The sequence below is a fragment of the Paenibacillus sp. FSL R5-0636 genome, assembly GCF_037974255.1.
Lineage (GTDB): Bacteria > Bacillota > Bacilli > Paenibacillales > Paenibacillaceae > Paenibacillus_AQ > Paenibacillus_AQ odorifer.
Map to the genome: position 1 here is coordinate 2,098,500 of NZ_CP150232.1, position 23,154 is coordinate 2,121,653.

Here is a 23,154-nt window from a genome sequence, read left to right on the forward strand (position 1 = left end):
CAAATATTGATATTTAGATAAATACGATTTGAAAGGAGGAATAGGCATATGAAACAACTTGTAAAAAGAACAAATGCAAATTATGAAACGTTGGAGGCATATGCAGCTTGCAGTGCATGTCCTTGTTATGCATGTACATGCAATGCCAGCGGATCAAACAAAGCAGCCATGAAACAAGTAACCTATACTGGTAACTCCATGAAGATGACTGCTATTGGAATCGGGTAGTAAGTGCAATCTTAAGTATAGCTAAGAGCAGGATGGCTAAATGGCTTTATTAAAAAAGCTGTCCTGCTTCACTTTTAGAGTGGGGGGAGTTCAGGTGCCAGTATTTCATTTATTTGAAACGGTAACGGGAAAATATATGTTCGATGCGAATGCAAATACATTTCTTAAATTAAATGAAAGATCTTATCAGGCTTTGTTGAACTATAGAAATTCAAACTTTGAACAAGTGGAACCGGAGATTCAAAACTTATTTGATTCCGGTTTTTTGGCGGAGAAACAGGATTTTGAGATGATTCATCCCATGAGCGACTCTTTGCAGCACAATTTAAGCAGAAGCGTTGGCTCGATAACTTTGCAGGTCACGCAAAACTGTAATTTAAGATGCAGCTATTGCGCGTATTCAGGGAGCTACTTACACAGAGTACATACCAATAAGAGAATGAAAAAAGAGGTTGCTTTGAAAGCAATTAAGTTTTTGATTGAGCACTCCGTAGATTCTCCAATTATTAATATTGGATTTTATGGAGGAGAGCCCTTACTGGAAATGGACTTAATAAAAGCTTGTGTTGCTTATGCCAGAGAACAAAGTGCGGGCAAAGAACTAACGTTTAACCTTACTACAAACGCAACTTTAATTACCGACGAAACCTTAGAGTTCTTATCTTCTAATGATTTTAATTTAACGATCAGCCTGGACGGCGATGAAGTCGCGCATGATAGAAACCGAGTTTTTGCGGTAAATAATAAAGGCAGTTTTCAGACTATTATGGATAATATTGAAAATATCAAAAACAAAACACCAGACTATGTTGATAAAGTGATGTTCAATGCAGTAATTGATCCAAATTCAGATTTTAGCTGTTCCACAAACTTTTTTTCAAACTATGAGACCGTAAAAGACTTTGCTGTTATGGCAAGTGATATAGCAAGTAGCTACAAAAAAAGTGAGTCCTTAATCAATGACAGTTTTATCAAGATGTATAATTACGAAGTTTTCAAATTATTTCTTTATAAATTTGATAGGCTTAAGAAAAATGATGTATCCAAGCTGGTGATGGAAAGCTTTGATCAAATCCAGGAGAATGTCCATAACAGGCTTAGAATCTCTTTCTATGATGTAAAAAAAGACCATCATTCCGGACCGTGTGTTCCAGGAGTACAACGATTGTTTGTGAATGCTGACGGTGCTCTGTATCCCTGTGAAAGAGTTAGTGAAGCATCTAGTGTAATGAGGATTGGGCATATAGATACAGGCTTTGAATTGGATAATATCCGGAACATACTAAACATTGGAACAATAACGGAGAAAGAATGCAAAGAGTGCTGGGCCTTTAGATATTGCACTTCTTGTGCAATGGCCGCCGATGATATCAGTGAGTTTTCTGCTGCCAAAAAATTAAGTATCTGCAATAAAGTTAAAGAAAACACTGAGAGTTTGTTTAAAGATTATTGCGTACTAAGAGAGTTAGGCTACGACTTTGATAAAGAAAAAGTGTAATGGGGGAGACAATGGTGAAAAAAAGAGCAATTGTTTATCCATATCATGCAGATTTCGGTCCGGTCGTCAGATTCTCCAATTTACTGGGCAACTTTGAGCTTGTTTCATTAATGGCACCTTTAGGTTTTGGACTGAATGAAAAAGATGCAGCGTACAGCTATTATGGTGAGGATGTGGGTATAAAAGTTAAAGATTCTTTTTCAGATGATGAATTTGATGTGTTAATGATTTGTGAATTTGAATGCAGTTTTGAAAAAGTGGTGTTCCCGACAATTATCAAAGCCGCAGAGATGGGGAAAGATATTGTTCTGCTTAACAGATGTGCTGATCATGAAGTTGAAATGGTAAAGAAGGTATGCCTGAAAAATAATGTGGAACTCACAAGTTTTTTTGGAATTGACATTGACAGAACGAAAGTAGAACTCGTTGAGAAAATACTGCTGGATATTAATGTTCCGATAATCTGCGTGGCGAGTCTTATGGAAAAATCCAATAAATTTGATGTTCAGCTTAGCCTAAGGGATTATTTCTTGAAAGAAGGGTACAAAGTAAGTCAAATTGGGACAAAATCTTATTGTGAGATTATGGGATTTCATTCTTTTCCTGATTTTATGTTTAATCATAAAGAAGCGGAGATAGATAAAATATTTCTTTTTAATCACTTCTGTAAATATATTGAATTGAACGAACGACCTGATGTAATGATTATCGGAATTCCAGGCGGGACAATGGTATATAATAATCTGTTTACCAATAGATTTGGTATTACTGCATTCGAGGCGGCTAGTGCAATCCATCCGGATGTCGGTATTATGAACTTGACCTATGATGATTTTAATGGAGAGTTTCTCGATAAGATATGTGTGTCAACAAAGCATAAATTAGGTTTTGATATTGATTGTTTTAATATGTCAAATCATAAATTTGATACGGGCAGAAGCAAACAGGATAAAGAATTGAAGTTTTTTACGGTTGATTCTAAGTTGGTTGATGAAAAAATTGCACAAATATCGCTAGAGTCAAAGGTTCCTCTGTTTAATTCGTTAAATGGGACAGACACTTTGAAATTAGCAGAATGCTGTGAAGCTCTATTGTTACAGGAAAATATGCAAATCGTATAAAAGAAGGGTGATATTTATGGATCTGGATCAAGTGCGTGAACAGATAAACGAAATATTATTCGACGTAATGGGAATGGACAAGATCAAGCTTAATGAAAACTACTTCTATGAAGATTTATTGGGCGAGGCGATGCAGTTCTCACCACGGGATTTGTTGGTTCTATTTGTACATATTGAGGAAAAACTAAAAATACAAATTCCGGAAACCGATATATTAAATGGATGCTTCAACAGCCTAGATCGAATTAATAATACAGTTTGCCGCATTCTACAGGAAAAAAGAATAAGGGAGTTGGTTTAAGTTGTTGAATGTAGCTTCACTCAGTAGCCTGAATCGTGCGGGGGCTGCAATGGTAATCCAGAAAAATAAGAGTTCAGAGATTTCATTTCAAGACGCGCTATCGACATCGAGTTCGGAAGCGGTTTTGACGGAATTGGAAAAAAAATTCGACATTAAAATCAACGTTCAAGCCATACCAAAGAACAATGAAGCAGTGAAAAGTGTATACTCTGGTAGTGTTGGCAAAGGGAATGTAACCATTGCTCCAAATATACTGAATCAGTCGGCAACAGATCCACAAATGCAAAAAAGGGTAGAAGCAATTATTCAGGATCATTTTGCTTCCAGCGCTAATGATAAACCCGGTGATGCCAGTGGCGTCATTATACATCCGGATGGAACAGCTACTTTTTGGGTGATTGGTGATTATTTAACACCTGCCGAGCGGGAGAAGATTAATAAAGAAGTAGAGGCAGAAAAAAAAAGAAAGGCGGAGCAGTTAGACTCGTTGAGTAAATTAAGTAGCAGCTCTAGCCTATCACAATTCGGGTTATTTATTGACAACTCCAATAATGGTGAAGAAGATAGCATGTATTTAAATAGTGTGCTACAAGCTAGTCTGGATTCGATGCTGCGGAAAAAGAACCTGTTTAATTAAATGATTAATCACTTTTTTAATCATGACTACCGCCTGGGTCAATGGATTTGTGACCAATGAGGCGGTTTTATTTTTGTCGATCTGTAAAAGGAGATGATGAACATCGAAGCTAAAGTGAAAATTGCCGTGATTGATGATGGTATCAACGAATATTTGCTAGGTGAACCGGTTGTTCAACAGTTGATCTTCAATGAAGATTTCACAATAGACGCTTATACAATAGACAGTCCCGAAAGAATAACTCACGGCACCATCTGCGCAGGCATAATTAAGCACTATTATCCGGAAATCTATATGTATAGCTTGAAGATATTGTCTGATACCTTAAGGGGAAATATCCAGAAGTTGTATAGTGCACTAGAATGGTGCGTTCAAAATGATATCCAAGTTGTAAATATCAGCTTGGGAAGCCATTGCTCAGCGGATTTATTAGAAACGCAGAGAGTTATAAACAAGGTTGCTGGTCAAGGCTTAGTTATTGTAAGTGCCGCAAGTAATCATGATTATATTACATATCCAGCTTCTTTTTCAAACGTTATAGGCGTTAAGAGAGAGGTAAGCAACACGCTGCACGAAGGGGAGTTTTATCTCAATGATAATATCATCGACGGTATAGAATTTACGGCTTTTGCTAGACATCATTTGAATGGTAAAGAGTGCAGCAACTCGAACAGCTTTGCCGCGCCCATGATTACAGCCAAAGTATGTGAACTCATTGGTAAATCTCACCTAACTAACTTGCAGCAAATAAAACTCATGTTGTCGAAAATGGCAAATAACTATAGGGACGATAAACACTTGTTTATTTGCTATGCTGACCCTGATTGGATAAGTGATATATTAGTATGCTATGTGAACGGAAAATGCAAATTGGACAATCGGAATCTTTGCGTTAACATACACGGTGAAATTGTCGTTCCCGCTGAGTCGGCTTATGATGCTGTTGATGCAGCCCTATTGGCTTACAATGAAAATATTGAGACTCTCGTTGTGATCAGCAGAGATCTTTACCCTGATGCTTATGTTGAATTACAGTGGATTGCTTCGAAATACAATAAAAATGTAGTGTTTATTGACAATTACCAAGGAAAAGATATGAACAAGATAGTTAACAATCAGTGTACTAACATTAAGTTATGGCATAGCTTATTCAAAATACACAACATTTACACACTTAACAGCACCCCGTTGCTGATCGAAGAGCCAATGGTTTCTATTTACATCCCTGCTGACACTGACTTTGAAGTTATTCTCTGGTTAAAAGGGCAATTTAAAAATAATAACTATAACAGTTATTTTGCATCGAATCACCCTATCGGAGTTTTATACGGAATAGACTATGTTCCTGAGACAAACTCAGCGCAGACATCTTCCTATTTTTCCTTAATTCTGAATAAGAAATCTTACGATATCGCGATATATGTCTTATATGGCTATGATATTTCGGATAAAATAGAAACGGATATTGAAATAGACATTGAACCATTAAACGGTTACTTTCAAGCAACTTTTGCTGTAAATGGCTTATGCCAGGAACGTATTATCAATATTAAACAGATTGATGAAACCTTTATCGGAGAACTTTATAATTCTATAGTTTATTTACTCTCTTAATGGGGGACAAAAATCATCAAACACTTAGAATACCCTCCATTAATAACTTCTTTGCTAGCCCCTCGTTAGTCGACTTCCGGATTCATCGTATTTACACTACAGTGATATCATCAGCCTTGTATTTACATGAGGATTCGATACACACACTACTCATAGCGAAATTATTATTCCAATGATAGATCCTATTTAAGTTTGACTTACTAAACATCTGGGTAAATGACGGAGTAGCGTTCTTGCTAGTTTTCGACAATTTCCTACTTGTGATTGCGGATAAGCGGAGTGACAAGATTTACAAATAGATTAACGAAGGTATTTTAGGGTAGAATTGTCATCAAGTAGGGTTACATTCTGGGTGGATTTCGACATTCCAGAGAAGCCCCTATTTTTTTGTGTTCTGACACGGCTTCATCTCTTGGTGCTCAACAGATATCATACATTGTCGAAATTTTGTCGAATAATATCATATAATGTAGAAAAATAATTGACAGGAAATGAATAGAACTTTAGAATTAGGTAGTAGCGTAATCATTACTATCATATAGAAGCGTACATAGCTTTTAGCAAGAATGATTATAAATGTGACTTCAAGGGAGGATGTACGATGATGAAAGCAACAGGCATAGTAAGAAAAGTGGATGAATTGGGACGTATCGTAATTCCTATTGAACTGCGTAGAACAATGGGAATCGACATAAAAGACCCGCTCGAAATTTTTGTAGACGCTGAAAAGATTATCCTTAGAAAATATGAGCCAACTTGTATCTTCTCCGGAAGCTCAGAAAACCTGATCAATTTCAAAGGTAAAATGGTAAGCAAAGATGTTCTTGATGAACTTATTGCAAGCTTTGATAGAGCATAATCCATATACCACATATGATTTCAAAAAAAAGAACCGGTATTACAAGCACAAGATGTGCCTGTAATACCGGTTCTTTTTTTTATGGTGTACTTTCGAAAGCGGGTTTTATTTAGACTCTAGCACACTTTGGATTTTTTTGATAAAAGCATCATATTGTACGAGGCCTAGCTCCATGCACAACTTCTGGTAGGAAGATAACTTGTAATCTAGCTGGTTCAACTTCTGTTCCAGATCGTCGTACATTGCCTGCTTTTCTATCAATGCTTGCCGAAGCAGATTATCTATGTTCTCTTTGTCCGTCTTTTCCCCAAAATACAGGTGCATAAAAAAGTCAGAACGCAGAACATCTTTTTCGGCTGGTGATTGTAGATAAGCGTGGAACTGATCCAAGCCGGCAGAGGTAATGGTGAATACATTTTTGTCGGGTTTGCCTTCCTGTCGCACAGATTCTTTAGTGATCAGATTCAGCTTTTCCATCTTGCTTAGGGTAGGATAGATCGTGCCATAGCTGGCATCGAAGAAAAATGAGAAGTATTCCTCGAAATGTCGTTTTATCTCGTAACCAGAATGAGGTTTTTCGCTTAAAATCCCCAGAATAACATCTTGTATGTTCATAAATCATTGCCGCTCCTTTCTTTCACTTCCTACCATATCACAACTGCATATCGCTCTCAATTTGAAATGGCATAGCCGGAGTGGCAAACTGTATAATTACGCATTTACTGGCACGGGCTCTTGTTCTCGTGAGATCCGAGTTTCTTTACGGAGGAAAGTGACAAGTACGCTTAATACAGCAATTGTTGCCCCAATACAGAGTAAATAGAACATATCTTTCCATACCCCGTTACCCCCGATAACCAGGTCGAGCATACCATTAACTGCATAGTAAGCGGGTGAGAAGGGACCGATCCAGTTATAAAAAGGTGAAAGCACATCGCGTGGAATAGTTGCTCCGGACGCTAACATTTGCATGGAGAGAAGGGCAATATTTAGCCAGCCGCCAGCATCCCCGAGGAGCAGCAGACTAAACTGAGCAAGGATCATGCAGGAGAGAATTACCGTGAACTCGAACAGCCACATAAGCAGAAAGCCACGATTAGAGTGGATACCGAGTGAGTTAACCATGATAGTTCCCACTAGTGAGATAAGCACAGCCGTTCCACCCATAATGACAAATCGGGCTGCAAAGCGATTCCATTTACTAAATTGTCCAGACAAGTTGGAGGAAGCTTTATGGAGATTCATCGCGAGTAACATTGCACCGGTAAATGAGGCGGTAACGATCATTAAGGGAACCATAGTTTGTGCAAAATTAGTTGTAGGGTTAATGATTTCGACGTTGGCGGAAATGCGGCTGCTTGCAGCACTTTTGATGATCTCCGCTTGTGCCTGCGGCAGATTCATAGCATCCAAGGTGTGGCTTAGTGCTGAATTACTGCTTTGAGTGTTCATTGCAGCCGTGACTTTAAGTGCTACCGTCTGCATGACATTGCTGACCATCTGCGGATTAGATTCATTTAAGAAGTAGTGGAGTTCAGTCTTTGCAGATGGATTACTGATCTGTCCAGTGAACCCTTGGGGAATATTGATAATCATGCGGATTTCTCTATGCTCAAGTGCTTCTTTTGCATTTTCTAGTTGGAGATCCTGTCTGGTTACGAACTGAAGTGATCCTGCAATCCCATCGACTATAGGCTGGGCATTTGTACCATCCTCATTAACAATAGCAATGGGCAACTGATCTACCCGATCCGTTACATGATCGTACCCTGTAATCCAAATTAAGCTGAAAAAAACTTGGAACAACAGTGCAGTTATAATTCCAATGATGGTAGCAGGCTGCTTGAGGAAGCGTATGATTAATGGATTTGACATGGTTATTTCTCCTTTATATTTCAAGTTGTAATATTACAGATTGAAATATAGCACAACGAAATATAAACTGCAACAGAAAAAGTTAAGAGCATGGACATTACAAAGCGATTTCATATATCATAGGGCTTGTACTGGAAATATCGCACAGATGAATGTCTTACCTGAAGTAGAACAGAATGGGGAGGAACAACAGATGAGTAACGAAGTACAAGGAACGGAACAAAACGTGGTTCATGCGAAACTGAACAAGCCAGAAGCGATTGTATTTGATATGGATGGAACATTGTTCCAGACTGAAAGTCTTTTATTGCCTGCATATCATAAAATGTTCGATATTTTGCGGGAAGAGGGACTATACGTAGGACCTACACCACCAGAAGAACGTATTCTAGGCTGCTTAGGAATGTTGCTGGCAGACATTTGGAAGAATGTTATGCCTGAAGCAGATGAAGCCGTGCACCGCCGGGCGGATGAATTGCTCCTGCAGCTGGAGATTGAAGGGCTTGAAGCCGGAGGCACACTACTGTATCCACAGGTGGTTGAGACACTGACAGCGCTTAAAGAGCGCGGAGTGAAGCTGTTTGTGGCTAGCAACGGGCTGGAGGATTATATTCACAGCATCGTTGTGGTGCATGAGCTTAAGGCGTTGTTCGAAGGCTTGTATAGTGCGGGAGGTCAAGGCACTGCGACTAAGACCGAGCTGCTACGTATTCTTTTGGATAATCATGGTATCAGCAGTGCCTGGATGGTTGGGGATCGTTCTTCTGATGTTCAGGCAGGTAAAGGAAATGGCCAGACCGTAATCGGCTGCGCCTATGCAGGCTTCGGACGTCAGGATGAGCTGAAGGGCTCTGATGTCATTATTACCTCCTTCGACGAATTGGTTGACTTATACGATAACGCAACGATTAGTGAATAAGAACTTACGATGGGGAGTTTGCTTAGCTTACAAGCAAGCGCTTGATCACATAAAAGACAACCTTCTTGAAGAAGGTTGTCTTTTTATTGAAGTCAAAAAGATGGTGCTTCAGTTGAAAGAAATCGGTATCGTCGTCAGGCAGTAAAGATATATACATAAATAAAGGAAGTAATCCGATAAAAAATGGAGAGGGTCTATATATGTTTTGCATGCCTAATATGTAAACCCTTTATGTTAAACTATCGTTCTCTGTGGGTTAAATTACCAATCGGATTCATTTACTTTAAAAGAAGTGACTCAATAAATGGCTCTATGTCAAAAGGTTTAGTCGTTGTTTCGTATCTACCGTATACATGACCGTTTCTATCGATTAAAAACTTCGAAAAATTCCACTTAACCCCATCGCCGGCATATATGTCCGGATACTTTTCCTGCAGAAAATCCTGCATCCATTTACCGCCTGATGTCTCAGTATCGAATCCTTGAAATGGTGCTTGCTGTGTTAGATATTGAAATAAAGGATGGGCAGACGGTCCCCTAACCTCAACTTTCTCAAATAAAGGAAACTTAACTCCAAAGTTGCTCTCACAATATTCATGTACTTCCGAGTTGCTTTCTGGCTCCTTCTCGTTGAATTGGTTACAAGGAAAACCAAGTATTTCAAACCCTTGCTCATGGTGAATTTCGTAAATTTTTTGGAGATCAGGTAATTGGCGAGAATAGCTGCACCTACTGGCAGTGTTCAGAATAAGCAGAACTTTTCCTCGATAAATGGACAATTCAACAGGCTCACCATGAATTGACTTTGCTTGAAAATCATAAATAGACATCAGACTATCCCTCCACGTTATTATTATAAATAACATAATAGCGCTATAGGCGTTTATTGGTCTAATATATAATAGAAATAATATTTATAGTATTAACCTATAACGGGCAACACTCGATCATTAATTACAATAAAAGTATTCCTCCAATATTCCCTTAGTTGTTACCGGTTAGTTTAATAGAAAAGAAGAGCTACCTTATAGGAAGCTCCCCCACTATCGTTTTCCGTTAGTGTAGTCTCTAAAATACAAATTCTTTCTCGTTGTTTTCCCCATCAAGATATCTAACCCTACAGTAATCTTTCCAATTATCCCAATTTGTTATACTGTCAACTTCCACGCGAAATAATTCATTATATGGCATATTCATCGGATTAGAAAAATCATAAAAAACAAGTTCATAAGGACATGCCCAATAGCATCCATCAATCACTATTAATTTTTTTTGTTGAAAATATATTATTTCCCCCCAGCAAAATCCATGACCTTTATATGCCTCTTCAGGAACATAATGTTTGGTTTGTTTATTTGATAAATTAACAATTGAATACCCTTGATAATCTAACCCACCTAAAAGATATTCTATGCCATTTATCTCTAACCAACTGAATAGAAATGTGCCGAAGTTTCTATATATTATGTCGATGGTTTTATGCTCACTATCCGTAATAATTCCTTTTGTATAATTATATCTAATAATACCTACTACATGGTTATAGTGATGGATTTCAAGTTTAAACTTCCCTGATGGTGAATAAAAAATTTCAGTTTTCTCAGGATTGTAAAATTCATCTTGAAAATAGTACATCATCGTAGCTCTTTCACTGAGAAACTGAGTATCATTAACAATATTCCTCAAAGTTTTTCACCCCGCCTTAGTATTACAAATTGTACCATAATATCGGACATGCTATTACGCTTTTCTGCCTGTTAGCTACGTCGTTCGGTGACGCCAAAGAAGCGTGTCTCCATTAAGGAGCACGCTTCTTTGTTGACCGGTATGATAATTGCCGCGGCGGTGCTTACTGCTGCTTAGCGTACCATTCGGAAAATTGTTTTTGGTATTCAGCGATATATTTGTCTATTCCCGCTGCTTTTAGTCTGTCCAGCGCTTTGGGGAAGGCGGTGTCATAATCGCTGAAGCCACTGCCAATCGGAGCGAGGTATTCAGTGAATACGCCGTTCAGCTTCGTTTCTTCATTCTTGACGGGTGTATTGTCAAAGTTGAAGCCGGCACCTTTGGAAATGATAGCTCCATCGTCCCAAGCTTTATATTCTGCAATAAACTCATCCGGTACCGTGTTATCGAAACGCATGAAGTTTTTGTTCATCAGCAGCCAGTCAGGGATCAGCGAATCAGTGGTTATTTTAGTCAAACGCCCGTTTTCATCCAGCGTATAGTCTGTTCCTTCTATCCCGTAGGCGAACAAGTCGTACAGCTCCTGGTTTTTTTGCAGCAGATTGAAGAACATAATATAACGTTCAGGGTCTTTAGCTGCGGTGGAGACAAAAAAGGCGGTGCTGTAAGTGCCGCGGCTGATTTTTGGACGGCCGCTGCCGAGGAAATAGTTGACCAGTTTGGCATCAGGCACTGCTTGTGAGATGGTTGCCGCACCTTCGAATGGGCGTGCCGCTGTGCCGGCCCAGAACATCGCTTTACCGGAGTTCCAGTCAGATTGCAGCTGCGGAACATTGGTGGCGGCATATTTCGGAATGATTCCTTTTTCATACCAGCCGTGCATAAGGTTCGCATAACTCTTGAACTCTTCGGTTTCAAACCAGCTAATAATTTGATCATCCTTCACAGACTCATCCAGGGCAATAAAATCATTTTGCCAATAGAGGTTTTTGTCCGTGTAATCATATTGTAGGAGTCTGCGCGCATCGGTGTTGGCGTACCCGATCAGTTCGGGATGAATGGCATGGACCTTATCATAGAACTGCTCTAGTTCCCCCAGCGAAGTAACCTGCGTCATGCCGGCTTCTTCAAGCAAATCCTGTCTGACTAGTGCACTGTAGAATTCCGCAGAATTCGGTTTGTTGCCGACGGGGATCGCATACTGCTTGCCTTCCAGCTGAAAGGCTTTGAAGGAGGCCTCGTCCACATTTTTACTCAAATCAGCTGCTGCATCGGCATACGGAGTGAGGTCGGCATAAAGCCCCTTTGCCACAGATTTTACCATGTAATTGGCATCTGTATAAGTTGCGAAGTCTTCTCCTGTAGACAGCATTAAGTCAGTTTTGCCGCCGCCATATTCGGTCCAAGGAAGAAACTGAAATTCAACCTCAGCATTGATTTCTTTCTTAATAGTGTCGTAGAACGATGTCTTCGCTAGTTCCTTCATCCGGTTGGACTCATCCCCGTACAGCACAATTTTCAATTTGGCAGGAGTCAAGGCGCTGCCGTCATTACTACCGCTATCCGTAGAGGAAGAGGTACCTTCATTTCCAGTCCCGGAACTAGGGGGAGCGCTTTCATTGTTGCCCTGAGCACAGCCACTTACCAAGAACACCGCAGCTAGGAGCAAACTTAACCAACCTTTTTTCTTTTTCATGATGAACCCTCCTGAAATAGAATCATAATGTTTGAGGCATCTATTGCAAAGGTCGAGCTCCCTTAAGTCCCATTGTACATCAAGAAGTAGGGGAGCATAAACCCGGTGCAACCGAACATAATTTGGTATCTTTGCTGGAAATTAGCCTTTGACTGAACCTACGATAATGCCTTTGACAAAAAAGCGCTGGAGAAAAGGATATAATATGGCGATTGGCAAAACGGTCAGACAGGTCATTGCCATTTTGGCTGTCTCCAGTGGCGGTGCGATGATAGCTCCACCAATTTGAGCAGCGTTGCCGGAAGCCAGGAACTGAATGTTCGCCATCATGTTGTACATCAAATATTGAATCGTATAGAGATCCTGATCGGATACCAGCATTAGTGGCAAATAGAAGTCATTCCAGAATTGCAGTGCGTAAAAGAGCGAGATGGTGACCAGTCCGACGCGGCCCAGCGGAATCATAATGCTGAAGAAGATACGCAGATGTCCGGCACCATCGATTTGCGCAGATTCCACAATTTCATGCGGGATGCTGCGGAAATAGTTAGCCATGAGAAACATCAGAAAGACGCTTAGCACATAAGGGATGAACAGGCCGATGAGCGTATCGCCCAAATGATAATATTTGGTGCTAAGCAGATACCATGGCAGCGTTCCTCCGCTGAACAGCATTGTAAAATAGGCGAAAAAGGCGAAGAAATTTTTGAGCCGGAAGCCTTTAACGGATATGACATAAGCATAAGCGGTGGTCACCAATACGGCCGACACGGTACCCAGCACCGTAACGATCACCGACATGGAATACGCCCGCAGAATCTGCTGCGCCTTGGAGCCAAACAGGAATTCATAGGTTTCAAAGGTGAAGCCTCTGGGCCAGAACGAATATCCTTCCGCGGCGATTCTGGATTCGGTAGATAATGAGCCGGATACTGCCAGAATAAACGGCGCTAGACAGATTACTGAAAATACGGCAATACAGATGTAAAAGAAAATGAGCAGGCCTTTGTTTTCGGTAGTTTGCATCTTATCAGTCTCCTAAAATAGTTTGCTGTCTTTGTCATACCAGCCGGCTAATTTGTTGGCCACCAGCACCAGAATGAAACCAAAGACGGATTGATAGAGCGTAATGGCTGAAGCAAAGCCGAATTCACCGGAACGGATGGCTGTGCGGTATACATACACATCGATAATGTCGGTAGTCGGCAGAAGCAACGGATTCAGGAACGTTACCCCCATAATCATACTGAGATCGCCTTTCAGCATGCCCCCGATGCCCAGCAGCGTCATCAGAATGATCGACGGAATCAGCATTGGCACCGTAATTTTGGTGATAATCTGCCATCTGGAGGCACCATCGATTCTTGCAGCTTCATAATAGGAAGTGTCGATGCCTTGCAGCACCGCATAATAGATGATGGCGCCGTAACCAGCGCTTTTCCAGATATTCGCTAGCACGAGAATGATTACGAACAGCCAAGGGCTGGAATACCAGTCAACCTGAGAGAAGCCGAATGTCTGGAGCAACTGGTTCATAATGCCTTTGTCGTAATCCAGCAGGGAGAACAGAATGGCTCCGATAATAATCCAGGAAATAAAATACGGGAAAAACATGACGCTCTGCGTGATTTTGATAAACCATTTGCTGCGCAGCTCATTTAGAATAATGGCGATGGCCACTGAAAAAAACGTGCCGGTTAGCATATACAGCGCATTTAACATCACCGTGTTGCGTGTAGCCCTAAGAGAATCTTCCATACTAGAGAAGAAAAACTCGAAATTAGAGAAGCCGGCCCACGGGCTGCCGAAGATTCCGTCGTTGAAGTTGTAATTTTTAAAGACGAGAATCAGACCACTCATCGGCAGATAAGCAAAAAGAATTAGAATGACGATTCCCGGAAGAGCGAGCAAATAAAGCGAGCTGTCCTTCCTTAGGGATTTACGGAAGCTCTTGGCTTTGGCCGTCCTGATTCCCGGACTTGGCATTCCTTGTGTCTCCGATGTAGCCTCTTGCATCATTAACAGTCCACTCCTTTATACTAGCGTTGTCATTTCCGTCCCTTGTTTTAGGAGAACGCTTTACATGAAAATCATAAATCCACCCGGAATGTAAACGCTATCATAATAAACGGAAAAAAGTTAAAAAAAGCGGAAAAGGACGGCTTAAAAAAACGAAAAAAACAGAACTTTTTTGTTTTTTAGGTGCTAAAAAGCCTGATTTAAAGGGAAATCTCATAGTATATGCGACGCGAGGGATTATTCATAGAAAGTCAAAAAGGGAATGTCTCCGGCTATGAAAATGCTGCCGGGACATCCCCTTTGTTCCTTACTTTTAGCGGGTCAATCAGGAAGATTCTGTTTTTGCAGAATATGATTCATTCTCCATTTGGAAGGTGTAACCCCATAACGCTTTTTGAACTGGGTTGTAAAATAGGTGCTGCTGTTGTAGCCCACTTTCTCGGCAATTTCCCGGATATCCAAGCCAAGCTCTGTGACTAATAACATCTGCGCCTGCTCCAGACGCAGCAGGTTAACGAAATCGGGAAAGCTGCAGTTTACTTCGTCGGCAATAAGTCTACTGAGATAAGCGGGACTTAGCGATAGCTTGTCGGCAAGGGCATTAAGGGAGAGCCTGGAGTCATCATAATGATCTCTGATATAACAAATGGCTTCACCAGCAATGCTCTTGGTCTGTACAGCACTCATGCTGGCAATGCGCTCGTGGGCGGTATAACAGCTGTCTACAATCCAATTCCATAGCTTGTCATAGCTTTGGATCTGCCAGATATGCTGGTAATTATCTAGAAAGCCGGAATGCTGGACGTCTGCATTAAGCTCAGCCGTGCGACTGAGCTCAAAGACCAGTCTCGATAAAGCGATGGTGGCAGGCTCGACGCGGTAACTGCAGGCTACTGCCAGCAATCTCTCCACTGCCTGCGGAATATGGTTCGAGAGTTCCGTCTGCTTAACGGCTTGCAGTACCGGTTCAAGGGCACTGTCGGGCATTGGGCTGCTGTTCAGATGGATCGTATCATCGGCAAAGATGATGTTCTGCTGCACATGAAATTTAATATATTGCAGACAGTCTGCAGCCTCATTGTATTTAGTCCTTAGTAGGTTTAAATCATCCGTCAGCCCGCTGATTCCGAAGACGCAGCAGGCTCCGGAAAGCTGTAGCTGAGCGGCGATTACTTCCCATTTGCCGCGGTACAAAGTGTAATCGCCGAAGCTGCCGCTGTGAAGCTCGCTCAGAATCAGTACAGCAGTGCCCTGATGCGGGCGGAAGGATTGAATGGCTGCAAGTTCACAGAAGGCATGTTCAATCTGCTGTATGTTTTCCTCAAAGGTATGCCGGAAGTCGGAGTCTTGAGGTTGTTCGGGCTCCAGAGCGGCCAGCACGCATACACAATATGCTCCCCCAGCAGCGGCTATACTCATCAGGGGTGTCCTGCTGTTCTCCGGTGTTCTCTGCGGGGAAAGCAGCCACCGCATCAAGGCGCTATCATCGCTTTCTTTTTTTAGCTGCTCCAGCTTAACGCCAATCTGTTCGAGCTCCTGGCTTACGGTATCGAAATCGCCACCGGTTTTCAGCGCTTCTTCATTGCCAGATAGATGAGCGATATTGCCGAACAGCCGGCCGATTGGCTTATACATCCGCCGCGAGATCAGGTTGGCGGTTATAGATGCGGCGGCAATCAAGGCCAAGCATAGGCCAGTCATCAGATTGCGGGCATTGGAGATATCACGGATGCTATCCTTGTAGGAAGTCTCCGACACAAACCACAGCTTGTCCGCTGCAGAATATACATAAGTAATCAGCAGCGGCTCTTCACCTCCCCTATAGACAAAAGAGCCTCTCTCAGAGGTGGAGGACACCACCTGCTTTAACATGCCCTCTTCCAGAGGGATGTCAGATAATGCACTATGCATAAGCACAGATGCTTTTCCGTCAAGCACAGCGTAACGGGTGGCTTCGCCTTCTTTTTGCGTAAACAGATTATTCTGCAGCTTTCCCAAATTGACGGTCAGTGCTACCGCACCATTATATTCGCTATCCGCAAAAGCCCGGTCATTATAGAACACGGTGAGCAGGGTAATGGGGGTACCGTTATTCAAGGTTGCCTCCCACAGAAAAGGTGACTCAACAATGATGTTATCCCGCATTCGCGAGAACAGCTCCAGCTTCGATTCAGGGCTTAGCGGAAGGTTTTCGAACATGGCAACAGGCTCATCCACTCCCATGATGTAGGCATTCTCCATATATTGGTTCACAACCAATGCTCCGCGGATTTGGCTTAGGGCACTGTACAACTGGTCGCTCCAGCTGGTATCGCCATTCATCATGAGCGCGTTGATGTTTGGATTCCTATAGAAGTCCATAGCGTAGTTCTGGACGATCTCTTCATAGTTTGTAAAAACGGTTTCAGTATTCACCAGTACATTTTGGTTCGCCTTGTTGACATTATCTATCGTAATATTCCGGTACCAATAAAAGATCACTACAGCCAGTACTAGAATACAGCAAACTGAAATCGCGGTTAGGCTCATAAAAAAGCGGGAGTACAATTTCTTTCTTTTTCCCAAGCTGCTCACCCCTTCAGGTAAATCCTATTACACCCATTCTAGAGGGAAAGGCTATTCGCTGACAAGGAGTGAAATATGGGCAATATAGCATGAAAGTATAAAAATGAAGAAATAGAACATAGAAAATACAAGAAAGTTAAACTTATACGAACTATAATTGGTGGTGCTTACATTTGAATTGTTTTGAGGAGGATTACTTTTAATGAGAACATTCCGCAATCCAGTGCTGCCGGGATTTTATCCTGACCCTTCCGCTATCCGTGTTGGTGAAGATTATTATCTTGTGACTTCAAGCTTTGAATTTTTCCCAGGCGTTCCTATCTTCCACAGCAAGGATCTGGTCAATTGGCGCCAGCTTGGCCATGTACTGGACCGCCCGTCCCAGCTCAATCTGGATCACTCGATTCCCTCCATGGGCATTTGGGCACCGACGCTCCGCTATCATGAGGGAGTTTTCTATATGATTACTACTTTTATTGACAATGACAAGAACCAGCATAATTTCTATGTAACAACAACCGATCCGACCGGAGACTGGTCTGACCCTGTATGGCTGGAGGATGCACCCGGTATTGACTCCTCTTTGTTCTTCGATGAAGACGGCAAGGTGTATTATACCGGCAACCGTGTTCCGCCGGAAGGGCAGGATTATCCGAAGCATATGGATATCTGGCTGCAGGAGATTGATCTCAGCCAAGGGAAGCTAATCGGTCCGAAGCATAGTATTTGGCAAGGCGCACTCAAGGTAGCTCATGCGCAAGAGGGACCGCATATTTATAAGATCGGCGCTTGGTATTACGTGCTGATTGCCGAGGGCGGAACCGGGCATACTCATGCGATTACGATTGCCAGAAGCAAGAGTGTGACAGGTCCTTATGAGGGCCATAAAGCCAATCCGATTCTGACGCATCGCCATCTTGGCAGAGCGTATCCTATTGTTAATGTGGGTCATGGAGAGCTAGTGGAGACTCAGCATGGTGACTGGTGGATGTTCTGCTTGGCTTCACGAACCAGCGGTGGTTATTACCGCAATCTGGGACGTGAAACCTTCCTGACACCGGTAATCTGGGAGAACGAATGGCCTGTGGTCAATCCCGGCAAAGGGGTGCTGGAATTTGAGACGGAGGCTCCGGATTTGCCGGAGACAAAATGGCCGGAATTGCCTGCGCGCGATGAGTTTATAGGTTATGAGCTGGCACCGATCTGGAATTTCCTGCGGACACCGCGGGGTGAATTCTGGAGTCTCACCGACAAGCCTGGAGTTCTGCGGCTTCGCCTGAAGCCAGAACGGCTCTCGGAGATTGCCAATCCATCTTATATCGGTAGACGCCAGCAGCATTTGAGCTTCAGGGCGGCGACTGATATGACGTTTAGTCCCGCTGCAGAAGGGGAAGTGGCTGGTCTTGTTCTCCTCCAAAATGCGGATCACCACTTCCGTTATGAACTGGGGCTGGAGGCAGGCGAACGTGTATTACAGCTGATTCATCGGATGGGGGGCAGCGAGCAGCTGCTGGCGTCAGTGCCATATCCACAGGATCAGGTACAGCTTAAGGTGGAAGCCAGAGGACAAGAGTACAGCTTCTATTACAGACCTTCTGAAGCCGCCAAGTGGACAGCCTTCTGCGAACGGACGGATGGCAGAGTGCTCAGCACCGATCTGGCCGGAGGGTTCACAGGAGCATACATCGGGATGTACACAAGCTCTCAAGGTGCAAAGAGCGAAAGCTATGCTGATTTTGACTGGTTTAGCTATGAAGGACTTGAGTAATAGGAGGAGGTGAAATTCAATGAGCAGCAATCTTGTAACCAATACGTATCCGATTCCCGAGCTTCCCCAGATTCCCGAGCGGACTTTTACAATCACGGATTATGGGGCGGAAGAGGGTGGATTAACGCTATGTACCTCTGCTATTCAGGCTGCACTGGACGCCTGCGCTGCAGCGGGAGGCGGAAAGGTTGTTATTCCCGCTGGTATCTGGTGCACAGGACCTCTTACTTTGCATAGTCGAATTAATCTGTATGTAGACAAGGGAGCATTGGTGCAGTTTGATCCTGATCATACCTTGTATCCGCTACTTTCTTCCCATTATGAGGGGAATGCCGGCTGGCGCTGTCAGGCTCCGCTCGATGGAGAAGGCTTAAGCGATGTGGCAATAACCGGTGAGGGAATATTCGACGGCAGCGGTGAAGGCTGGCGTCCAGTGAAGCGGTTTAAGATGACCGAGAAGCAATGGGAGCGTTTGATCGAATCTGGAGGAGTACTTGATCCCCAGGGCGAAGTATGGTGGCCTTCCCGGGAAGCCATGGAAGGTGAGGACTTCTGCCGGAAGCTGTGGGACAAGGGAGAAACTAGTATGGAGGCTTATCTGCCTGCTCGTACGTATCTGCGTCCGACGTTACTTAGCCTGCGCAACTGCCGGCGGGTGCTGCTGGAAGGGCCGACCTTCCAGAATTCACCTGCTTGGTGTCTTCATCCCATTGGTTGCGAACAGATTACCGTACGAAATGTTCAGGTACGTAATCCTTGGTATTCGCAGAACGGGGATGGCCTTGATTTGGAATCCTGCACGCATGCTCTAGTTGAGCACAGCAGCTTTGATGTGGGTGATGACGCCATCTGTCTCAAGTCAGGCAAGGATGAGGAAGGCCGTAAGTGGGGAATGCCCTGCCAGTATATTACCATCCGGAATTGCACGGTATATCACGGACATGGAGGCGTTGTGATCGGCAGCGAGATGTCCGGAGGTGTACATGCAGTTCGAGTTAGTGACTGCCTGTTCATCGGCACGGACATCGGCCTGCGGTTCAAAAGCACCCGGGGAAGAGGCGGTGTGGTGGAGGATATTGTAATGGAGAATATCAACATGACCGGCATCATCCACGAGGCTGTATCCTTTCATATGTTCTATGCAGGGGTTGAAGGATCGGAAGGGTATGACGAGCAGTTATTTTCGGTTACAGAGGAAACTCCGCAATTTCGGAAGATTACCCTGAAGAACATTGTGTGCCATGGTGCGGCAACCGCTCTACTGGTTAACGGGCTGCCGGAGATGCCGCTTGCTGATCTAACCATTGAAAAATTCCACGCAGTGAGTGACCGGGGAATTGTGCTGCGGCATGCTACGGGGCTTAAGCTGGATCGTATCCGGTTGCAGACTTCGGAAATGCCGAAGATAACAGCGCATAGATGCAGCCACGTCACGCTCACTAATTCCGAAGATTTGACGATCACAGAGAGATAAAAAATTCTATGGATGATGGAAATCCGTCTTGAACTTCCGTGGGTGTGACCTTGCTTCTTTTCGGTATTGGAGCGGGGTCAGACCGGTTGATTTTTTGAATGTTTTATTGAAATGGGAAAGATGTTCAAATCCGACAGCGGAGGCGATCTCCTGGATTTTGCCTGTAGATCCGACAAGCAGGCGTTCGGCTTCCCTTACGCGGACATGAACGATGTATTCCCGAAAGTGAAAACCCGTCAATCGGTGAAATACCCGGCTCAAGTATGAAGGACTAATGTAAAAATTACTTGCAGTCTCTTCCAGAGTAAGGGCCTCACGGTAGTGATCGCGGATATAGGTGGCTACATCAGTTACTAGATGATGGAGCGGATGTTTCGTCCCTCCAGCTTGTGAGATACTCTCTGAACGCTGAAGGAGAATCATCAGCTCGGAGAATAAAGCGATTACGCTGGTTTCGTAATACGGCCGCTGCAACCGGCATTCTTCCAGCATCCGGTTCATTAGGATTTCCGCTTCGTCCTGCTCGCGCAGGGTCAGCTTGAACAAGCGGTACCCGCGGTCATGAAACCAGATGGCTTCACTCTGCAGGGAAGGCGGTAGAAGAGCAGGATCATAGTTGATCAGAATCCGCTCGAATTCGGCTACTTCCGAGCTTGCTGTGGAATGAAGCTCCCGGCCGGAGATAAGAATAAGCTCACCCTTATGAACCGTAATGACTCGGTCGTCCACAAAGTATACCCGCTCCCCTTGTATCAGATAGTACAGCTCGGCTAAGTCATGGCTGTGGGGACGTGGCATAGCAGTGATGCCTTTACGTTTCATATGTTGGATGCTGTAGCGGTCTTCTTCAATATGATATTTGTGATTGGGGCTAGTCAGGCTAGTCATAATTCTCCTCTTCTCTTACGAAGCGTTACGGTTATTATAGAATAAACTCAGGTTGATAGGAAAGGAGCCGCAGATGTTAATTACAGTCTCTAAGAGTGTCGACGAAGGATTCAGTAGTCTACAGGCAGCGTTGGATTCAATTCCACAGGAACACAAGGAAGAAGTGACGATTCGTATCAAACCCGGCATTTACGAGGAAAAAATTACAGTGAAACAGGGAACGCCTCCGGTTCTGCTATTGGGGGAAGACACGAATTCCACCATCATTACCTGGTCAGACAACGCCCATACTTTAGGTCCGGACGGAGAGCCGCTTGGCACGTTCAAATCCGGCACCTTGAATGTATTCGCTGAGCATTTCACGGCTGAAAATCTGACCATTCGAAATGCATCAGGTCCCGGCACTGGCCAGGCGGTGGCTGCTTTTGTTGATGCTGGTCATGCTGTATTCCGGCGTGTACGCCTGCTGGGTGATCAGGATACTTTGTATACAGGGCAAGGGAAGCAATATTATAACGAATGTTACATTGAAGGCGATGTGGATTATATTTTTGGCGCGGCTACGGCTTTGTTTGAACGTTGCTGGCTGCATAACAAGCGTTCCAGAGGATATATTACAGCCGCATCAACGCCTGAAGACGCATCGTTTGGTTATGTATTCCTCGATTGTGAAATTACTGGCGGTCAAGGTGTAAGTGAAGTGTATCTTGGCAGACCTTGGCGCCCTTATGCACATGTTGCTTTTATCCGCACGGTCATGGACAGTTCGATTATCGGCGAAGGCTGGCATAATTGGGGGCAGCCGGACAGGGAGGAAACTAGCCGCTATGAAGAATATGGCAGCAGTGGACCGGGAGCTAATCCCGAAGCCAGAGCTGCATGGTCGCGGCAGCTGATTCCACAGGAAGCTGCGGAGTATAGGGTGCTGTCCGTGCTTGATGGCTGGCATCCTGAAGGATATTAAGGGAAGGAGCACTTCGGATGGAGCCTCTGGAACAATACATGAAAGAACTATCTGGTTCAGCTCAACGCAACTCGGCTTTCAGCAAAGATATACCCTTTCAGCAATGGCGCGATGAGCTTACCGCAGCATTTACGGAGCGATTAGGTGGCTTTCCAGAAATAGCTGAGGAGCTGCAACCGGTTCTGCTGGAACGTACAGTCTGCTCCGGGTATACCCGTGAACGTATAGAGATAACTACCTATGAAGGGTTGCGCATGCCGCTGTATCTTTTGATCCCGGATCAGCCGTTCTCTACCCCTGCCCCTGCCGTTCTTGCCATTCATGGACATGGCTATGGAAGCCGGGAGATCGTAGGCTTGAATCCGGACGGATCGGATCGGCAGGGAGATCCCGGGCTGCACAAGGACTTCGCTGTTTCACTGGTAAAACAGGGTTTTGTAGTGGCAGCTCCGGAGCTGTTCGGCTTTGGCGACAGACGACTGGAAGAAGACCTAACAAGCGGGGAGCCTGGACGTAATTCCTGCTTCCGCCTGTCATCAGCATTGTTGATGGTTGGGAAGACGATGGCCGGCTACCGTATCTACGAAACCATGCGGGCACTGGATTATTTGCAGACAAGAAAAGAGGTTGAGAGCGAACGGATTGGAATTATGGGTATTTCCGGTGGAGGACTGGTAGCTGGCTTCACAGCTGCACTTGACGAACGAATCGCTTGTGCGGTCGTAAGCGGGTATGCCAATACTTTCGTGGACAGTATTCTGACACGCAATCATTGCCTTGACAATTATATTCCAGGGATTTTGCTGGAAGCGGAGATGCCTGATCTACTGGGCCTCATTGCCCCACGTGGCCTGTTCCTCGAATCGGGAGATGCCGATCATCTGTTTGGCCCGCGCGGAACAAAATTTGCTTTAACCCAGTTGCAGACGATTTACAGGTCGGCGAATCATATCGGACAGGTAGAGGCGGACTTCTTCACCGGAGGTCATGAGATTCATGGTGAACCAGCCTTTGCCTGGCTGCGCAAGCAGCTCACCTGAGC

The 23,154-nt window shown here is 43.9% G+C and carries 21 protein-coding genes; 12 read left to right on the forward strand and 9 right to left on the reverse strand.

Translation table 11 applies throughout. The features are described from left to right. The first annotated feature begins 48 nt into the window (after positions 1 to 48). The 7 genes from MKX34_RS09060 to MKX34_RS09090 all read left to right on the forward strand — a co-directional run bounded on the left by MKX34_RS09060 (position 49) and on the right by MKX34_RS09090 (position 6,258). The gene (locus MKX34_RS09060) at positions 49 to 228 is read left to right on the forward strand and encodes a CLI_3235 family bacteriocin precursor (RefSeq protein ID WP_036684027.1); all 180 of its coding nucleotides are present in this window, start codon (positions 49 to 51) and stop codon (positions 226 to 228) included. A gap of 40 nt (positions 229 to 268) precedes the next feature. Further along, entirely contained in the window at positions 269 to 1,726 is a 1,458-nt protein-coding gene (gene ccpM, locus MKX34_RS09065) for a Cys-rich peptide radical SAM maturase CcpM (protein WP_217904434.1), read from the forward strand. Next, positions 1,726 to 2,847: a TIGR04066 family peptide maturation system protein gene (locus MKX34_RS09070; RefSeq protein WP_081383809.1), complete on the forward strand. Its 1,122-nt coding sequence runs from the start codon at positions 1,726 to 1,728 to the stop codon at positions 2,845 to 2,847. Before ccpM ends, MKX34_RS09070 begins: the two co-directional genes overlap by 1 nt. A gap of 16 nt (positions 2,848 to 2,863) precedes the next feature. After that, positions 2,864 to 3,148 (forward strand): hypothetical protein, encoded by a 285-nt coding sequence (locus tag MKX34_RS09075; RefSeq protein ID WP_036684022.1) that lies wholly within the window; start codon positions 2,864 to 2,866, stop codon positions 3,146 to 3,148. 1 nt (position 3,149) lies between these two features. Next, the gene (locus MKX34_RS09080) at positions 3,150 to 3,785 is read left to right on the forward strand and encodes a DUF6033 family protein (protein WP_036684019.1); all 636 of its coding nucleotides are present in this window, start codon (positions 3,150 to 3,152) and stop codon (positions 3,783 to 3,785) included. 93 nt (positions 3,786 to 3,878) lie between these two features. Further along, positions 3,879 to 5,399 (forward strand): S8 family serine peptidase, encoded by a 1,521-nt coding sequence (locus MKX34_RS09085; RefSeq protein WP_080742448.1) that lies wholly within the window; start codon positions 3,879 to 3,881, stop codon positions 5,397 to 5,399. A gap of 601 nt (positions 5,400 to 6,000) precedes the next feature. Next, positions 6,001 to 6,258 (forward strand): AbrB/MazE/SpoVT family DNA-binding domain-containing protein, encoded by a 258-nt coding sequence (locus tag MKX34_RS09090; RefSeq protein WP_036684015.1) that lies wholly within the window; start codon positions 6,001 to 6,003, stop codon positions 6,256 to 6,258. 105 nt (positions 6,259 to 6,363) lie between these two features. On the opposite strand, the gene MKX34_RS09095 is transcribed toward MKX34_RS09090, so the two are convergent. Beyond that, positions 6,364 to 6,873: a PadR family transcriptional regulator gene (locus tag MKX34_RS09095; RefSeq protein WP_036684013.1), complete on the reverse strand. Its 510-nt coding sequence runs from the start codon at positions 6,871 to 6,873 to the stop codon at positions 6,364 to 6,366. Between the two features lie 96 nt (positions 6,874 to 6,969). Continuing rightward, the gene (locus tag MKX34_RS09100; protein ID WP_076104093.1) at positions 6,970 to 8,133 is read right to left on the reverse strand and encodes an ABC transporter permease; all 1,164 of its coding nucleotides are present in this window, start codon (positions 8,131 to 8,133) and stop codon (positions 6,970 to 6,972) included. 193 nt (positions 8,134 to 8,326) lie between these two features. Here MKX34_RS09100 and MKX34_RS09105 point away from each other — a divergent pair, with 193 nt between their 5' ends. Continuing rightward, positions 8,327 to 9,052 (forward strand): HAD hydrolase-like protein, encoded by a 726-nt coding sequence (locus MKX34_RS09105; protein WP_051491308.1) that lies wholly within the window; start codon positions 8,327 to 8,329, stop codon positions 9,050 to 9,052. Positions 9,053 to 9,330: 278 nt separating this feature from the next. Here the strand turns inward: MKX34_RS09105 and MKX34_RS09110 are convergent, their stop codons facing one another. The 6 genes from MKX34_RS09110 to MKX34_RS09135 form a co-directional block, all read right to left on the reverse strand. Continuing rightward, a complete protein-coding gene (locus MKX34_RS09110) occupies positions 9,331 to 9,882 on the reverse strand; it encodes a glutathione peroxidase (RefSeq protein ID WP_076099986.1) in 552 nt (183 codons plus the stop codon). A gap of 238 nt (positions 9,883 to 10,120) precedes the next feature. Beyond that, on the reverse strand, positions 10,121 to 10,738 hold the full coding sequence (locus MKX34_RS09115) for a hypothetical protein (protein WP_076296036.1): 618 nt from the start codon (positions 10,736 to 10,738) through the stop codon (positions 10,121 to 10,123). A gap of 163 nt (positions 10,739 to 10,901) precedes the next feature. Further along, complete coding sequence (locus MKX34_RS09120; RefSeq protein WP_076104091.1) at positions 10,902 to 12,434, reverse strand: DUF3502 domain-containing protein; 1,533 nt, start codon at positions 12,432 to 12,434, stop codon at positions 10,902 to 10,904. A 141-nt stretch (positions 12,435 to 12,575) separates the two neighbouring features. Further along, complete coding sequence (locus MKX34_RS09125; RefSeq protein WP_036684008.1) at positions 12,576 to 13,460, reverse strand: carbohydrate ABC transporter permease; 885 nt, start codon at positions 13,458 to 13,460, stop codon at positions 12,576 to 12,578. A gap of 12 nt (positions 13,461 to 13,472) precedes the next feature. Continuing rightward, positions 13,473 to 14,453 carry an ABC transporter permease subunit gene (locus tag MKX34_RS09130; RefSeq protein WP_051491306.1) on the reverse strand — a complete coding sequence of 327 codons (981 nt, stop codon included), beginning with the start codon at positions 14,451 to 14,453 and terminating at the stop codon, positions 13,473 to 13,475. Between the two features lie 321 nt (positions 14,454 to 14,774). After that, complete coding sequence (locus tag MKX34_RS09135; RefSeq protein ID WP_076104090.1) at positions 14,775 to 17,018, reverse strand: helix-turn-helix domain-containing protein; 2,244 nt, start codon at positions 17,016 to 17,018, stop codon at positions 14,775 to 14,777. Positions 17,019 to 17,220: 202 nt separating this feature from the next. Here MKX34_RS09135 and MKX34_RS09140 point away from each other — a divergent pair, with 202 nt between their 5' ends. Together MKX34_RS09140 and MKX34_RS09145 are read left to right on the forward strand one after the other, a co-directional pair. Further along, positions 17,221 to 18,786, forward strand: a complete 1,566-nt coding sequence (locus MKX34_RS09140; protein WP_076104089.1) for a glycoside hydrolase family 43 protein — start codon at positions 17,221 to 17,223, stop codon at positions 18,784 to 18,786. A gap of 19 nt (positions 18,787 to 18,805) precedes the next feature. After that, the gene (locus MKX34_RS09145; protein WP_076296037.1) at positions 18,806 to 20,260 is read left to right on the forward strand and encodes a glycoside hydrolase family 28 protein; all 1,455 of its coding nucleotides are present in this window, start codon (positions 18,806 to 18,808) and stop codon (positions 20,258 to 20,260) included. Positions 20,261 to 20,266: 6 nt separating this feature from the next. On the opposite strand, the gene MKX34_RS09150 is transcribed toward MKX34_RS09145, so the two are convergent. Continuing rightward, positions 20,267 to 21,148, reverse strand: coding sequence for an AraC family transcriptional regulator (locus MKX34_RS09150; protein ID WP_076104088.1), 882 nt, complete (start codon positions 21,146 to 21,148; stop codon positions 20,267 to 20,269). Positions 21,149 to 21,221: 73 nt separating this feature from the next. On the opposite strand from MKX34_RS09150, the gene MKX34_RS09155 reads away from it, so the two are divergent. Next, entirely contained in the window at positions 21,222 to 22,112 is an 891-nt protein-coding gene (locus MKX34_RS09155) for a pectinesterase family protein (protein WP_076104087.1), read from the forward strand. Positions 22,113 to 22,129: 17 nt separating this feature from the next. Next, entirely contained in the window at positions 22,130 to 23,152 is a 1,023-nt protein-coding gene (locus tag MKX34_RS09160) for an alpha/beta hydrolase family protein (protein ID WP_038569648.1), read from the forward strand. Positions 23,153 to 23,154: the final 2 nt, after the last annotated feature.

Bases quoted from the DNA above. Each gene is read 5' to 3' on its own strand.
- MKX34_RS09075 (WP_036684022.1), top strand. From the start codon at position 2,864: ATGGATCTGGATCAAGTGCGTGAACAGATAAACGAAATATTATTCGAC.
- MKX34_RS09155 (WP_076104087.1), top strand. From the start codon at position 21,222: ATGTTAATTACAGTCTCTAAGAGTGTCGACGAAGGATTCAGTAGTCTA.
- ccpM (WP_217904434.1), top strand. From the start codon at position 269: ATGGCTTTATTAAAAAAGCTGTCCTGCTTCACTTTTAGAGTGGGGGGA.
- MKX34_RS09150 (WP_076104088.1), bottom strand. From the start codon at position 21,148: ATGACTAGCCTGACTAGCCCCAATCACAAATATCATATTGAAGAAGAC.
- MKX34_RS09145 (WP_076296037.1), top strand. From the start codon at position 18,806: ATGAGCAGCAATCTTGTAACCAATACGTATCCGATTCCCGAGCTTCCC.
- MKX34_RS09110 (WP_076099986.1), bottom strand. From the start codon at position 9,882: ATGTCTATTTATGATTTTCAAGCAAAGTCAATTCATGGTGAGCCTGTT.
- MKX34_RS09100 (WP_076104093.1), bottom strand. From the start codon at position 8,133: ATGTCAAATCCATTAATCATACGCTTCCTCAAGCAGCCTGCTACCATC.
- MKX34_RS09095 (WP_036684013.1), bottom strand. From the start codon at position 6,873: ATGAACATACAAGATGTTATTCTGGGGATTTTAAGCGAAAAACCTCAT.
- MKX34_RS09070 (WP_081383809.1), top strand. From the start codon at position 1,726: ATGGGGGAGACAATGGTGAAAAAAAGAGCAATTGTTTATCCATATCAT.
- MKX34_RS09140 (WP_076104089.1), top strand. From the start codon at position 17,221: ATGAGAACATTCCGCAATCCAGTGCTGCCGGGATTTTATCCTGACCCT.
- MKX34_RS09160 (WP_038569648.1), top strand. From the start codon at position 22,130: ATGGAGCCTCTGGAACAATACATGAAAGAACTATCTGGTTCAGCTCAA.
- MKX34_RS09130 (WP_051491306.1), bottom strand. From the start codon at position 14,453: ATGATGCAAGAGGCTACATCGGAGACACAAGGAATGCCAAGTCCGGGA.
- MKX34_RS09090 (WP_036684015.1), top strand. From the start codon at position 6,001: ATGATGAAAGCAACAGGCATAGTAAGAAAAGTGGATGAATTGGGACGT.
- MKX34_RS09105 (WP_051491308.1), top strand. From the start codon at position 8,327: ATGAGTAACGAAGTACAAGGAACGGAACAAAACGTGGTTCATGCGAAA.
- MKX34_RS09060 (WP_036684027.1), top strand. From the start codon at position 49: ATGAAACAACTTGTAAAAAGAACAAATGCAAATTATGAAACGTTGGAG.
- MKX34_RS09085 (WP_080742448.1), top strand. From the start codon at position 3,879: ATGATGAACATCGAAGCTAAAGTGAAAATTGCCGTGATTGATGATGGT.
- MKX34_RS09120 (WP_076104091.1), bottom strand. From the start codon at position 12,434: ATGAAAAAGAAAAAAGGTTGGTTAAGTTTGCTCCTAGCTGCGGTGTTC.
- MKX34_RS09125 (WP_036684008.1), bottom strand. From the start codon at position 13,460: ATGCAAACTACCGAAAACAAAGGCCTGCTCATTTTCTTTTACATCTGT.